Source organism: Leucobacter luti, assembly GCF_019464495.1.
GTDB classification, from domain to species: Bacteria; Actinomycetota; Actinomycetes; order Actinomycetales; family Microbacteriaceae; genus Leucobacter; species Leucobacter luti_A.
Genome location: NZ_CP080492.1, coordinates 2077341 through 2091340, shown reverse-complemented (window position 1 = coordinate 2091340; position 14000 = coordinate 2077341). Strand labels below are relative to the sequence as shown.

Below are 14000 nucleotides of genomic sequence, written 5' to 3'. Positions count from 1 at the left end.
GGCTGACCCGATCAGGATTCCGTGTGCGACTCGTGGCGTGTAGCGGCGGTCGTTCCCGCGACCGCCGTGCTGGCTTCCCAGGTGCGCCCTTCTGCCGAGCGCTCTGCTGCGGTGATTACCTGGGCGGCAGAGAGCGCGTCCTGGATGTTCGAGTTCAGCTGTTCTCGGCCGAGCACGGCTTGCAAGAACTTCTTGGCCTCGATCACCTTGAGATCGTCATAGCCCATGGAGGTGCCAGCTCCCGGCTGGAAACGGCTGAAGTCCCCCATGCCGGCGTGCGCCATGACGCGGGCGTAGCCCGGATACTCGGCCCCGAGTCCGCCCGAGACGTGCAGCTCGTTGAGCCGTTCGAAGTCCCAGTGCGCCGATCCTGCGGTGCCGTAGACCTCGATGCCGTAGCTCGCCCGGGGACCCACTGCGACACGGGAGGCCTCGAGCGTGCCGACCGCGCCGGCGGCCGCTGCATCATCTGCGAGGCGCACGAGCATGCCCGCATAGTCCTCGTTCTCGACCGGCTTCATCACTCCGTCTTCAATCACGGCGAAGTGTGTGCCGGTTCCCATGGGCAGCTCGGGCCGCTCGGAGTAGACCGTCGATGTGACCGCGGTGACCTCTGCAATCGGCCCCAGCGTGTACTGCACGAGGTCGACGAGGTGGCCCATGAGATCACCCAGCACGCCGGTGCCGGCGAGACCGCGGACGAAGCGCCAGGACAGGGCACCCCGCGGATCCGCTGAGTAGTCAGCGAACATTTGGCCGCGCACGTTGGTGATTCGACCGAGCTTGCCCTCCGCTACGAGCTCTCGCAGGTACTCGATTGCAGGCGCATGCCGGTAGTTGAACCCGATCGACGAGACGACTCCCGACTCGGCAGCTGCCTCGGCGACGGCGCGGGTCTCAGCCTCGCCGCGGCCCACTGGCTTCTCAATCCAGAAATGCTTGCCCGCCTTCGCCGCCGCGATTCCGATCTCGGCATGGAGGAAGTTCGGTGCGCAAATCGAGACAACGTCGACTTCCGGGTCGTTGAGCACGTCCTGGTAGTCCGCCGACGCGCGTTCGTAGCCGAGCACCTCGCGAGCTTCAGTGGCGCGCGCGGGGGCTGGATCAGCCGCGTGCACGAGGCGAGGGCGAAGCTTCAGATCCGGATATGCGTAGCGCAGATTCGAGTACGCCCGGCTGTGGAGCTGCCCCATCCATCCGACGCTGATGAGGCCTACGCCGATCGTGATGCTGCCGTCTTCGTTCGTCTGCATGAGGAGTTCTTTCCGTCGAGGTGTCGGGCCGTTCGAGCACCGGGTGCGTCGTTGCGGAGCCCACCGTCAAGAAATGGACCGGTCCAAATTGTAAGTACATACTGACTTAAGTGTCAAGCTCATGGAGCGCGAGATCGCAGCAGTCTGGTGTAGCCAAAAAACGCGACCAACGCGATGATGAGCAACGCACCAGCACCGATCGGAATCACCCCCGGGCCGAAGCCCGCCAACAGCCCTGCCCCGAAAAGCGCGCCAGCAAAACTGCCGAGATTCCCAGTGCCAGAGGGCAACGACGCCGCAAGCCGAGGGAACCGGCTGAGCTCTCGGAGATATAGCACCTGCCCGGCAGGCCCCTGCCCACCCAGCAGCACCCCGATGAGGAGCACCCCGGCGACCGTCATGACCCCACCAGCACCCGGAATGAGCAGCAACGCGGCACCGAACACACCTGCGCAGATCGCTCCCCCGAACGCGAGCCCTGCTGCGCGATCCGCGAGCATCCCCGACACCAAATTGCCGAGATTCATTCCGATCCCGAACGCCAGCATGGCGATCGCCGCGGTGACCCAGGTATCGTCCCCGCGTGTCCAGAGCGTGACCGGAGCGACGTACGTGAGAATCGTGAAGCCACCAGCGGCCCCCACGATCGCGGAACCAAACAACAGGACCAGATTCTTCGTGCGCACGCGCGCCGTGCTCGGCGCGCTCGTGCCGTGCGCCGCATCTGGCACATCGACGAGCACCAACGCCAGGAGCGGAGCGGCGAAGAGCAGCGCGCAGGATCCGAGAATCACGCGCCAGTCAACGACGGCTCCCAACGCGGTGAGCGCTGGTACTCCGGCAAGATTGGCGAGCGCGAGCCCGCCGTGCACGATCGCGGAGCCCCTGCCGTAGCTGCGCGAGCCCAGCACATGCGCGATCGCCATCGCCCCCAGACCGATGAAGCTCGCGTGGGTCAGTGCCGAGAGAAAGCGCAGGGCGAGTGCGATGGGAAGCGTCGGCGCGAGGGCGGTGAGCACCGTCCAGAGCACCATGCTCCCGGCGCACACCAGAAGCGCGTGGCGCTCCGAGAGCCTGCGGACCAGCAGCGGTGTCGTGAAGATGCCAACGGCGACACCGGCTGCGTATGCGGAAGCCATACCGCCCGTTGCGGCGAGCGCGGCATCGCGGTGGCTCCGCACCAACTCAGGCAACAGATCCTCGGCGATCTGCGGGAGGAGTCCCATCACCAGGAACTCACTCACCCCGATACCGAACCCGCCGCACGCGAGTGCTGCGATCAGGATCCAGCGCGAGACGCTCATCCGGTTCCCCCTTGTATGTATTTCAGGCACTGCCTGCGTGTGCCTGGCAGTGGGATGGCCCCCGTTGCTGTCCGCCGCGCTCACCGCTCGTGCGCATCGCCCTGGACACACAGAGGGGCGCTCTCCCTGCCTGGAGAGCGCCCCTCTGCATACTGCGAGAAGCGCTAGCGCTCGTCGTCCTCAGGAAGCACGACGCTGACCACCTCGGTCACGGTGACGCGACCGACTCCTGCGGCAGCATCGTCCTCGATTTCGTCGCGGATGGTGCGCACAGTGTCCGTGCTCGTACCCACCTGACGCAGCTCATGCACCAGTTGCTCAAGCTCTGCGCCACCCGCCATCAGACCGGTCAGCTCCTCGAGCGTGATGTCGGCCTTCTCGTGGTAGCCAATACTCTGACCGCGTTTGAGCAGCAAGAATCGATCGCCAACCGGGTACGCGTGGTGCGGGTTGTGCGTGATGAAGACCACACCGAGGCCGCGATCCCGCGCCTGGATGATGTAGCGCAGCACCACACCCGACTGCTTCACACCGAGCGCCGCTGTCGGTTCGTCCAGGATGAGCACTTTCGCCCCGAAATACACTGCGCGAGCAATCGCGACGCACTGTCGCTCGCCGCCCGAGAGCGTTCCGATCGGCTGATCAACATCGCGCAGATCAATGCCCATGTCGAGCAGTTCCTTTTTCGCGGTCTTCCGCATGAAATCGATGTCCAGGCGCTTGAACGGCCCCCAGCCCTTCGTCTGCTCAGAGCCGAGGAAGAAGTTGCGCCACACCGGCATCAGCGGAGCGACCGCGAGATCCTGGTACACCGTCGCGATGCCCCGGTTCAGCGCCTCGCGCGGCGATCCCAGCTTCACCTCTTCACCCTCGATGAGAAACTCACCACCGGTGTGCTGGTGCAGGCCCGCAATGATCTTGATCAGCGTTGACTTCCCTGCGCCGTTGTCGCCGAGCACACACATGACCTCGCCTGAACTCACCTTCAGGCTTACGTCTCGTAGCGCGATGATGTTGCCGTAGCGCTTTTCAGCGTCACGCAGCTCTACGAGCGGCGTTGCAATTGCCGTTGAGGCGTTCACTTTTTCCCTCCCTGCGCTGCACGTCGCTGCAGCGTGAAGTTGAGCACGGTTGCGCCGAGGAGCATGGCTCCCAGGAAGAACTTCAGCCAGTCCGGATTCCACTCAGCGTAGACAACACCCTTGAGCGCCATGCCGTAGATCAGCGCACCGATTGCGCCGCCAATGGCTGAGCCGTAGCCGCCGGTCATGAGGCAGCCGCCGACAACGGCCGCGATGATGTAGAGGAACTCGTTGCCGATGCCCTCACCCGACTGCACCGTCTTGAAGGCGAACAGCTGGTGCATACCGAGCAGCCAGGCGCAAAAGCTCACACCCATGTACAGGCCGATCTTGGTGCGCACCACTGGTACGCCGACTGCACGAGCGGCATCCGGGGCACCGCCGCTCGCGAAGATCCAGTTCCCCACCCGGGTGCGCTTCAGCACCCAGGTCGCGATTGCCACGAGCAGGATCCAGTAAAAGACCGTGATCTTGACCTTCACTCCGAACACCGGGATGTCCGATGCGAACACGGCTGCGGCTGATTCGAAGCCGGGCCAGTTTGCAATCGACGGGGCTGCGACCCCGCCCGTGATCAATCGCGTCACACCCAGGTTGAGGCCCGTCAACATGAAGAACGTCGCCAGGGTGATGATGAAGCTTGAGAGTTTCGTTTTCGTCAACAGCCAGCCGTTGAGCAAGCCAACGAGCAGTGAGAACACCAGGCCGATCGTGGCACCAACCCAGACGTTGCCGCCGAACCAGTACATGAACAGTGACGAGGACAGCGCTGCCGAGATGACGCCAACACCGGCCGACAGGTCGACCTCACCGCCGATCATCAGGAGAGATACACCCACCGCCATGATTCCGACGGTGGAAGCACCGTAGAGGATCGTGGCGATCGAATCGGGCTGAGTGAACTGCGGCGCGACCACCGCGAACATGATTGCCAGGACGAGGGCTGCGGTGCTCGCTCCCGCTTCAGGCTTCGAGAAGAAGCGCGTGAAGAGGTTGCCAGTGGCAACGCGCTCGTCGAACTTCGGCGCTGTGACTGTAGACATTGATTTCAACTCTCTCGCAGGGTTACTTGAACTGCGCGGCAACGCTCTCGGCGTTGGCGGCGTTCACTACTGCGGGTCCGGTGAGCACTGCCTGGCCACCGCCGAGGACATATCCGCCCTCGTTGAACAGACGCACGGCCTCGACGGACTGGTAGCCCTGCATGAACGGCTGCTGGTCGATGCCGAACAGCATCGTGCCATCCTTGATTGCCGCGTACACATCCGGGTTCAGATCGGTTGTGGCGAGCGCGGCGCTGCTGCCAGCGTCCTTGATCGCGTCGACTGCGGTCATGGCGAAGGGAGCGCCGAGCGTCAGCACGGCGTCGATGTCCTTGTTGGTCTGCAGCTTCGACGTGATCGTCGACGCAACGTTGGTCATGTCCGTGCCCTGCACGTACAGCACCTCAGAAGTTCCTTCGAAGGTGTCAGCGAGACCCTCGCAACGGGCTTCCAGGCCCACGTGACCCTGCTCCTGAATCACGCAGATAGCCTTCGTCTTGCCTGCCTCGTTCAGCTGCTCACCCGCGGCCTGGCCAGCGATGAACTCGTTCTGCCCGAAGTGCGCGAGGACGCCCATCGATTTGAAGTCGTTCTCGCCAGCGTTGATGCTGAAGACGGGGATCCCGGCCTCGGCGGCCTTCTTGACTTCGCCGGACATGGCGTCTGCCTTGGCCAGCGTGACGACAATGCCATCGACGCCCTGGTCAACCGCCTGCTGCACGAGCTGCGCCTGGCGCGCTCCATCGGGGTCAGAGGTGTAGAGCAAATCAATATTGTTCAGGTCGGCCGCGTTCTCGGCCCCGGCACGGATCGTGTCCCAGAAGGTGTCGCCCGGTGCCGCGTGGGTGACCAACGCGACCTTCAGTTTCTCGGTCTGCGGCGCTTCAGCGTCGCCGCCGCCCGCTGCGCCGCCAGCACCGGCAGGACTTCCGCAGGCTGCCAGTAGCAGCGCACCGGTTGCCGCCAAGCCGGCAACGCCGACGCGACTCCACCGTGTGATTCGAGACTTCAACATAGTTTCACTCCATCGTGTTAATTGAACTAATGTCGTTACAAAGCTGTTCGCTTGGTGTAACAGTACCGCAACTCTGAGCGTCAGTCACCGTTTCTGGTAAAAGTTGGATAACGACCGCCGAAGGCCTCCGCAATCGCCACTGCCGCCATTCTGAACGTCTCCCGCGTTGCCCCGGCCGACAGTCCGCTGGTGTGGGGGCTCAGGAGCACGTGAGGCCGACCCGCCAGGGGATGGCTTGTGATGGGTTCTTCATCAAACACGTCAAGCCCAACCCCGCCAAGAATGCCGGCATCAAGTGCGCGCTCGATCGTGGCGGTCGCCACGAGATCGGCGCGGGCGCAGTTGACCAGCACGAGACCAGGCCGCGCCGTCTTCAAGAGCTCGATCGACAGCAGCTCACCCCCACCTCCGGGAAGGTGCAGACTGATGACGTCCGCACGCGCAACGGCCTCGACGAGGCTCACGTTTTCAGCGTCTTCTGCGGCCACGAATGGATCGTGCACCAAGATGCGCATCCCGAATGCGCGGCCAAAGCCGGCCAGGATCCTACCAATCCTGCCGTAGCCCAACACCGCGAGCGTCAGGCCGCCGAGATCACCCGGAGTGGGCGGCGCAGCGCTACCCCACTCCCCGTCCGAGACAAACGCGTTGGACTCAGGCACCCGCTTCACCAGCGCTGCAATCATCGCGAACGCCCCCTCGGCAACGGCTCGGCTATTGCTCCCGGGAGTCGTCGCCACCAGGATCCCGCGCTCCTGCGCAGCCTCGAGATCCACGCGCTCAACGCCGACACCGGTGCGCGCGATCACGCGCAGGGCGGGCATACGGCCGAGCACGTCTCGGTCAACAGCAACGGCCGCGCGCACGATGGCCCCCTCTGCGGCGGCGAGGTCCGACGCAGTTGGGTGCTCCACGAACACCACATCGGGGCCGAGGTGCGGCTGCACAAGCGCCGCATCGACGGGGCCAAGCCCCACAACGATGCGCGCAGCGCTGCCTGGCGTCGTAGCTCCCGTGCCTGCGCTCACCACGGGACCCCGAGCCCTTCGGGGATCGCGCCACGCACTGCGGCCGCGAGCAGTGTGGCATCTGAGCCCACAGCGAGGAAGCCAAAACCGCGCTCGCGGTAGCGCTCAATGGCGGCGCGATCGTTCGCCAAGATCCCAGCGACCTTGCCGTGTGTGCGGCAGGCCGCGAGCACGTGATCGAGCGCCGCCTGGAATACAGGGTGATCAAACTGACGCGGGACGCCGAGCGCGTAGCTCAGATCCTGCGGCCCGATGAACAGGACATCGGCGCCCGGGGTCGCTGCGATCGCATCGAGCTCGGCCATGGCACCGCGGGTTTCGATCTGCACGATCCCGATCGTCTGCTCGTTCGAGTGGTCCAACGCCTGCGTGTCGAGTGCCCAGCGAGCCGCTCGGTTGTAGCTCGCCACCCCACGGTCGCCCTCGGGCGGGTAGAGCTGGTGCGTGCGCGCCGCGACGGCTTCCGCAGCACTCGAAATACGCGGAAACATGATCCCAGCAGCCCCGGCATCAAGCGCACGACCGATCCGGATCCGCTCCGGCTGCTCTACACGAACAAGCGTCGCCGCACCGTATGCGCCAGCGGCGGCCACGATCTCACCGATCTGGCCCTCAGCGCCGCCACCGTGTTCGAGATCCACGAGCACCCAGTCGAGACCGGCCGCCGCGCACACTTCCGCGGCCGCCACCGAGCCGAGCCCCAGGAAGGTGCCGATCGTCGGCTCGCCTGCGAGGAACCGCTGTCGCAGCGACCTGCCCGGGATAAGCGGGCCCGGCTGACTCTGCCGCGTCTCCCGCCCGCTCATCCGTGCCACCGCTGCTGGGCGAGACCGAGACCGTACTCGGCGAGCTTCTCAGAGGTGTCAACGCGCTCGTACACTTCGGCCGGTGAGACATCCCACCACACGTCAGAGGATGGCAGATCGGCGTGGGGAATCGTCGGTACGACAATCACGACCGGGCCACGGATATCGCGCGTTTCATTCAACGCACCGCGCACCTCATCCGCGGTCATCGGCCTGCGCACCTCAGCGCCGAGACCTGCGGCAATCTGCACGAGATCGATCCGGAGGTAGTCTCCTGCCAGACCCTCAGCCCGCGAATTCGCAAGCCCGGCCGGCACTTCCCCCTCGCGGTAGCGGAACTCGTTCCCGAACTGCTCGCCGGTGCGCCACATCTGCAGCCGCCGGATCACCTGGTAGCCGTGGTTTTCCGAGATCACCACCGTGAACGGGATGCCCTCCTGCGCCGCAGTCACGATTTCGGTCGGCATCATGATGAAGGTGCCATCGCCGATGAATGCGGTGACGCGATGGTGGGGATCCGGATCCGCGAGCCGCGTCCCCATCGCAGCCGGCAGCTCGTAGCCCATGCAGGAGAAGCCGAATTCGAGGTGGGCGGCGCGGCCGCCAGTCGCATCCCACACCTTCTGCAGGTCACCGGGGGGCCCGCCAGCCGCCGCGACGATCGTGTCGCCAGCGCGTGCGTGCTCCTGCAGCAGCCCGATGAGCTGACCTTGTGTGAGCACGGCGTCGGTCACGGGAAGCTCCGGGAAATCTTCGCGAGGGAACCGGACATCCGGATCCAGCGCGGCGTCGCGCACGGGCACCCATGCCGCGCGGGCAGCGACCACATCCTCGCCCCAGCCCGCTGGCACTCGGTAGTCGCCCAGCGCTGCGGCGAGTGCTGTGAGCGCGAGCTGTGCGTCGGAGATCACCGCGGTGGCGCCCTGTTTCACCGCGTCGTGCTCGACCACGTTGATCGAAGCGAAGCGCACACGGGGGTTCGCGAAGATCGACTGCGATGCCGTCGCGAAGTCGGTGAGCCGTGTGCCCACGTGCACGATGAGGTCAGCACGCTCGACGAGCCGGTTCGTGCTCGGCGACCCTTCCAGCCCCACCCCGAAGACGCTCCACGGACCATCCTCCGTAACCGCGCCCTTCCCCGCAAAGGTCTCGCTGATCGGGAGCAGCGTCTGCCTGCCCAGTTCCGTCAGCTCTGCCTGCGCGTCGGAGTACATCACGCCGCCGCCAGCAATGACGAGCGGCCGCTCAGCTGCACGAATCAGATCTGCCACCGCGGCGACCTCGCTGGCAGCGGGCTCTCGGCGGCGGATCACCCAGTCACGCTCCGCGAAGAACTCGACGGGGAAGTCATAGGCGTGCGACTGCACGTCTTGCGGGAGGGCCAGCACGGCGGCGCCAGTCTCCTCGGGATTCGCGAGCACACGGAAGGCCTGCGGCAGCGCAGTGAGCAGCTGCTCAGGCCTGGTCACCCGGTCAAAGAAGCGCGAGACCGGGCGGAAGGAATCGTTCGCGGTGACGTCGGGAGTTCCCGGCACATCGAGCTGCTGAAGCACGGGGCCCTGGCGCCGGGTCGCGTAGGTGTCTCCGAGCAACAGCAACAGCGGGAGCCGGTTCACTGTGGCGAGGGCTGCAGCCGTGACGAGGTTCGTCGCGCCGGGGCCGACCGACGCAGTGACGGCGAGCGTCCTGCGTCGACGCGAGGCCTTCGCGAACCCTGTAGCCATGTGCCCGAGCGCCTGCTCGTTGCGGCCCTGCACAAACGGCAGCGTCGCGGTGTGCTCGGCGAGTGCTTGGCCCAGGCCGGCGACGTTTCCGTGGCCGAAGATACCGAGCGCGGCCGGAACAAAGCGCTCGCGCACGCCGTCGGCGACCGAGTGCTGCGCCGCAATGTAGCGCACGATTGCCTGCCCGACGGTGAGCCGGACGGTCTTCTCTGAGGTTCCCAGAACCATGATCTTTGAGCTCCCTTGCTGCTTCGTGAAGTGATCGATGGCTGACGTCAGCCGTGGAGGATGACGGTTTTGACCTCCGTCATCTCCGCAACGGTTGAGCGCACACCCTCTTTGCCGTAGCCGCTGGCCTTGAACCCCCCGTAGGGCATCAGGTCAGCACGCCACAGCGGGGTCCAGCCGAGGTGAATGCTGCCGGCATCGATCTCACGCATGGCGCGTACGCCCTCCGCAAGCGTGCCGCCAAATACGCCCGCCGCGAGGCCATACGGCGTGCCGTTTGCTGCGGCAATTGCGGCGTCAAAATCGGCGACGGTGGTGACGGCGACGGCTGGCCCGAAGAGCTCCTCCTGAGCGAAGGCCTGGCGCGTGTCGACACCGGTGACGATGGCGGGTGAGACGAACGCTCCGTCTCGCTCGCCTCCGGTGAGCAGCTGGGCCCCCTCAGACACGGCGCGCGTGATACTCGTGGCGACGCGCTCCGCTTCACGCTCGGAGATGAGTGGGCCGAGCGTGGTTCCCGCAGCGAAGGGATCACCCATGCGAATCGCCTCGACCTTTGGCTGCAGGGCGGCGAGGAAATCGGCCTCTATATCGCGGTGCAGGATCACGCGCTGCACCGAGATGCACACCTGTCCGCCGTTGACGTACCCGCCTGCCGCGACGGCTGCCGCGGCCTGCTCGAGGTCAGCGCCAGGCAGCACGAGAGTCGGTGATGATGCACCGAGCTCGAGTGAGAGCTTCGTGATGCCGGCGAGCGAGGAGATCCGCTCGCCGACTCCCGTCGAGCCGGTGAATGAGACCTTGCGCACGCGCGGATCTGCCACGAGCGCATCGCCGAGCACGCCGCCGGATCCGGTGAGCACCGAGAGCACGCCAGCTGGCACACCGGCGTCGACGAAAATCTGGGCGAGGGCGAGCGCTGTGAGCGGAGTTGCACTCGCGGGTTTGAGAATGACCGCGTTGCCGGACGCCAGGGCCGGGCCAACCTTGTGGAGCACCAGCAACGCGGGGTAGTTGAACGGGGTGATGGCGACGACGATCCCGACAGGCTGGCGCAGCGTAAAGCCCACCTTGTCCTGCCCCGTACCTGGGTTTGCGTCGAGCGGCAGGCTCGCCGTACAGCTGGGTGCCCTCGTGAGCCGAGAGGCGAATGATCGCGCCCGAGCGACGCGCTTCGCCGAGCGCCTCAGCAAGCGGTTTGCCGTTCTCGGCCGAGATGATGGCTGCGAGTTCGTCCGCGCGCTCATCAGCGAGGACCGCGGCGCGATTCAGAATTGCCGCCCGCTCGTGGCCGGGGGTGCGACGCCACAGCGCGGCGCCATGCTCGGCTGCGGAGAGGGCGAGTTCGACGTCGGCCGCGCCCGCTACCGCAATGTCGCCGACGGCGCTGCCGTCGAATGGTGAACGGATCTGGCCGCGAGCTCGGTCGGCGCTCTCGCGCCACTCGCCGCCAATCAACAGGTCGAACTTCTTCATTCGACGCCTCCTTGTTTCCAGGTTGGACCGGTCCAAATCATAAGCACATGGCTTGACCCAGGTCAACCCCGAGCCGCTATGGTGTGTAGATTCCGCCGGAATGCACCGCGACGCAAAGGAGCCGCATGACCACGCCACCCGAATTGATGGCTACCTGTTGGACCTCCGCAGGCACGGCAATGCCTGGCCCAGGCACTGGTCGCAGCCCACTCCGACTCAAGGACCGGATCGCGGCCGCCGCGGCCGGCGGCTGGCGTGGCTTCGGCGTCGTACACTCCGATCTCGCTGCGTATCTTGAACGGGGCACACTCACCGAACTCCGCGGCATACTGGCAGATCACGGGATCACACAGCTCGAACTTGAGCTCATCGAGGACTGGTGGACCGAAGACGAGCGCCGGCCTGAATCAGACCGGATACGCCGCGAACTCCTCACCGCAGCTGAGGCACTCGGAGCACAGACCATCAAGATCGGTCCTGAAACGAGCTCGCGGGCAGTGGATCCAGACCGCTTCGCGGCAAGCTTCGATGCCCTCGCCACTGAGGCGGCCGAGCACGGGACCCGCGTTGCCTTCGAGTTCTTGCCGTTCGCGAGCTACGGCGACTCACTCAAGGCCGGAATTGACCTCGTCACCCAGGTCGCGAACCCCGCAGGCGGGCTCTGCGTCGATATTTGGCACGTCGCACGCCCAGGAACCGACTACACCATGATCGCCGAGTCACTCCCGAGCGAGTACCTATTTTCTGTTGAGCTCAATGACGCCGCTGCCGCACCGATCGGCACGCTATTCGAGGACACCGTGCAGAGGCGTTTGCTGCCAGGCACCGGCTCGTTCGACGTGCCGGAGTTCATCAACGCGGTCCGCGCGGCTGGGTTCACGGGGATGTGGGGCGTCGAGATGCTCTCCGATCGGCACCGCTCGCTTCCGCTGGAGCGCGGCCTCGCCGAGGCGCGGGAAGCGACCCTCGCCTGCTTCGCGGAGGCTGATCGTCGGCTTACTGCGTCGGCATAGCAGGCGACCGGGGCTGCGAGGCCTGCTTCGCCTGGCTGCCGGGCCAGGTGGAGGCGCGGCACCACCTCGCGGCACCACCTCGCGGCTCCCCGGCGCGACGCCCCGGGGCGATGAGCTCAGGGGCTCACTCTTCCATGCGCACCGCGGCCCGGTGGGTCTCATCCGCACTTGCCCGGTGAGCGGGCGCAACTGACGAAGCGCGCACCACGAGACGCGGTGGGATCAGCACTTCGCCTGCCCCGCCCGACAGCAGCGCTTCAGCGGCTTCCCGTCCGATCCTGCGGTTGTCCGGATCAATGCTCGTGAGCGAAATCCGCGGGATCGCAGCGAGGCTCGTGTCGTCGTAGCCCGTAACACGACAGTCGCGCGGTACTTGCACACCGGCGGCCTCGAGCGCGGTGATCACGCCAACGGCCGTGAGATCGTTCACCGCAACAATGGCCTGCGGGATCCGGTTCTCCGTGAGCATCCGCTCGACCGCGCGGCGGGCGCCAGCCTCGGTGAAGTCAGCGCGCTCCACCCAGCCCACACCGAGCTGGTGTCGCACCAGGGCCGCACGAAACGCAGCCTCGCGCGAAGCAGAAACGGTACCGCCGGCACCGCCGATAAAGGCGATACGCTGCAACCCCTGCCCGGCGAGATGCGCCACCACGAGATTGATCCCGGCGTCATCGTCGCTGCGCACCGTAGCGATCACGTCGTCGGTCGCGTCAATGGCACTGGCGACGACAGTGGGAATGGTCGCCGTGAGATCCGCGAGCTCGGAGAACCCGGGCATCGTACCGACGGTGATCAACCCGGACGGGCGCAGATCCTGCAGCACCGCGAGATTGTCCCGGTCCAACACGGTGGAACCGCTGCCATCGTCCACTTGGGCGCTCACGATCATCGTGCGCTGGCCCGACTCGGCGAGCCTGGCCTTTGCGGCACCGACAATCTCGGCGAAGAGCGGGTTGTGCAGGTTCGACACGAAGATCGCAACGAGATCGCGTCGGCCAGCCGATAGGGACTGCGCCACGAGGTTCGGGCGGTAGCCGAGCTGCTCGGCGGCGGCCTCAACACGCAGCCTGCGCTCCTCGCTCACGTTCTCGCCCCCGTTAAACACGAGCGACACGAGCGACTTCGACACTCCGGCGACGCGGGCGACGTCTCTGATCGTGGGCGGTCGAGAGGCAGCACTCGTGGCGGCATCAGCCTGATCCGACATTGCTCCTCCTTACGCCCGTCTCATCTTACGGTGCCGCTCGGAACATCAAGCAAAGGCCGCCGTGAACGCATCGAGCGCAGCATCAGGATCCCCGCTCGCCCAGGCCTCCATCGCCACCACTCCGGTGTAGCCCAACTCGCGCAGCGCGGCAGCGACCGCCTCATAGCGGATCTCACCCGTGCCTGGCTCACATCGACCAGGAACGTCAGCGATCTGGATCTCCCCGATCCATGGCAGCGCCTCCCGCACCAGTTCGACGAGGTTCCCCTCACCGATCTGCGCGTGGTACAAATCGAGGTTGAGCCGCACATGTGGGTGGTCGACAGCACGCACGAGGGCGAGTGTGTCTGCAGCCCGCGCAAACGGGGTGCCGGGATGGTCCACGGCAAGATTGAGGTTCTCCAGCACGAAGGTTCGCCCCGCCGCAGCGCCGAGTTCGCCCAGCTCACGCAGCGTGTCCGCGGCCTGGATCCAGTCCTGTCCGGTGACGGCTTCCCCTGGCAGGACTGGGATCCCGCCATCGCCCAAGCCAGTGCCGTGCAGGTTGAGGCGGGGCGAGTCGATGAGCTCCGCGGCCACGAGCGACTCCTTCGCTGTCGCAATGAGCGCCGCCCTGCCCTCCGCGGTGGTGAAGTTGCCGCGCAGATATCCGGTCATCGACGAGAACTCGGCCCCGGTTGCCGCCAGCGCGGCGAGATCCTTCGTGCTCCAGTCCCAGATCTCCACGAGATACCCGCGCTCATGGATCCGGCGCACACGCTCCTCAACGGGGAGGTCAAGGAACAGCATTTCCGCGCAGGCGGCGAGACGATAGCTCATGA

Annotated in this window: 12 protein-coding genes and 1 pseudogene; 1 reads left to right on the top strand and 12 read right to left on the bottom strand. The window is 65.9% G+C overall.

Going from position 1 to position 14000, the window contains the following annotated elements; genetic code table 11:
- Positions 1–11 precede the first annotated feature (11 nt).
- The 10 genes and pseudogenes from K1X41_RS09420 to K1X41_RS15670 all read right to left on the bottom strand — a co-directional run.
- Positions 12–1253, bottom strand: a complete 1242-nt coding sequence (locus K1X41_RS09420) for a Gfo/Idh/MocA family protein (protein ID WP_220174446.1) — start codon at positions 1251–1253, stop codon at positions 12–14.
- 119 nt (positions 1254–1372) lie between these two features.
- The gene (locus K1X41_RS09415; RefSeq protein WP_133616371.1) at positions 1373–2557 is read right to left on the bottom strand and encodes an MFS transporter; all 1185 of its coding nucleotides are present in this window, start codon (positions 2555–2557) and stop codon (positions 1373–1375) included.
- Between the two features lie 164 nt (positions 2558–2721).
- The gene (locus K1X41_RS09410; protein WP_132205465.1) at positions 2722–3639 is read right to left on the bottom strand and encodes an ATP-binding cassette domain-containing protein; all 918 of its coding nucleotides are present in this window, start codon (positions 3637–3639) and stop codon (positions 2722–2724) included.
- Positions 3636–4682, bottom strand: coding sequence for an ABC transporter permease (locus K1X41_RS09405; RefSeq protein ID WP_132205467.1), 1047 nt, complete (start codon positions 4680–4682; stop codon positions 3636–3638). Before K1X41_RS09405 ends, K1X41_RS09410 begins: the two co-directional genes overlap by 4 nt.
- A 22-nt stretch (positions 4683–4704) precedes the next feature.
- On the bottom strand, positions 4705–5697 hold the full coding sequence (locus tag K1X41_RS09400; protein ID WP_132205469.1) for a substrate-binding domain-containing protein: 993 nt from the start codon (positions 5695–5697) through the stop codon (positions 4705–4707).
- Positions 5698–5777: 80 nt separating this feature from the next.
- Positions 5778–6725 (bottom strand): NAD(P)-dependent oxidoreductase, encoded by a 948-nt coding sequence (locus K1X41_RS09395; RefSeq protein WP_258566419.1) that lies wholly within the window; start codon positions 6723–6725, stop codon positions 5778–5780.
- A complete protein-coding gene (locus tag K1X41_RS09390) occupies positions 6722–7531 on the bottom strand; it encodes an HpcH/HpaI aldolase family protein (RefSeq protein ID WP_132205471.1) in 810 nt (269 codons plus the stop codon). Before K1X41_RS09390 ends, K1X41_RS09395 begins: the two co-directional genes overlap by 4 nt.
- Complete coding sequence (iolD, locus tag K1X41_RS09385; protein ID WP_220174445.1) at positions 7528–9483, bottom strand: 3D-(3,5/4)-trihydroxycyclohexane-1,2-dione acylhydrolase (decyclizing); 1956 nt, start codon at positions 9481–9483, stop codon at positions 7528–7530. The genes K1X41_RS09390 and iolD overlap by 4 nt, the downstream gene beginning before the upstream one ends.
- Before the next feature lie 47 nt (positions 9484–9530).
- Positions 9531–10553 (bottom strand): aldehyde dehydrogenase family protein, encoded by a 1023-nt coding sequence (locus tag K1X41_RS09380; RefSeq protein WP_258566418.1) that lies wholly within the window; start codon positions 10551–10553, stop codon positions 9531–9533.
- Positions 10554–10647: 94 nt separating this feature from the next.
- Positions 10648–10959: pseudogene (locus K1X41_RS15670) on the bottom strand (aldehyde dehydrogenase family protein); the annotation flags it as partial.
- A gap of 125 nt (positions 10960–11084) precedes the next feature.
- Between K1X41_RS15670 and K1X41_RS09375 the strand changes: the two are divergent.
- Positions 11085–11972: a sugar phosphate isomerase/epimerase family protein gene (locus K1X41_RS09375; protein WP_220174444.1), complete on the top strand. Its 888-nt coding sequence runs from the start codon at positions 11085–11087 to the stop codon at positions 11970–11972.
- Positions 11973–12096: 124 nt separating this feature from the next.
- On the opposite strand, the gene K1X41_RS09370 is transcribed toward K1X41_RS09375, so the two are convergent.
- Both K1X41_RS09370 and K1X41_RS09365 read right to left on the bottom strand, forming a co-directional pair.
- Positions 12097–13179 (bottom strand): LacI family DNA-binding transcriptional regulator, encoded by a 1083-nt coding sequence (locus K1X41_RS09370; RefSeq protein ID WP_220174443.1) that lies wholly within the window; start codon positions 13177–13179, stop codon positions 12097–12099.
- 45 nt (positions 13180–13224) lie between these two features.
- Entirely contained in the window at positions 13225–13998 is a 774-nt protein-coding gene (locus tag K1X41_RS09365) for a TIM barrel protein (protein WP_220174442.1), read from the bottom strand.
- Positions 13999–14000 lie beyond the last annotated feature (2 nt).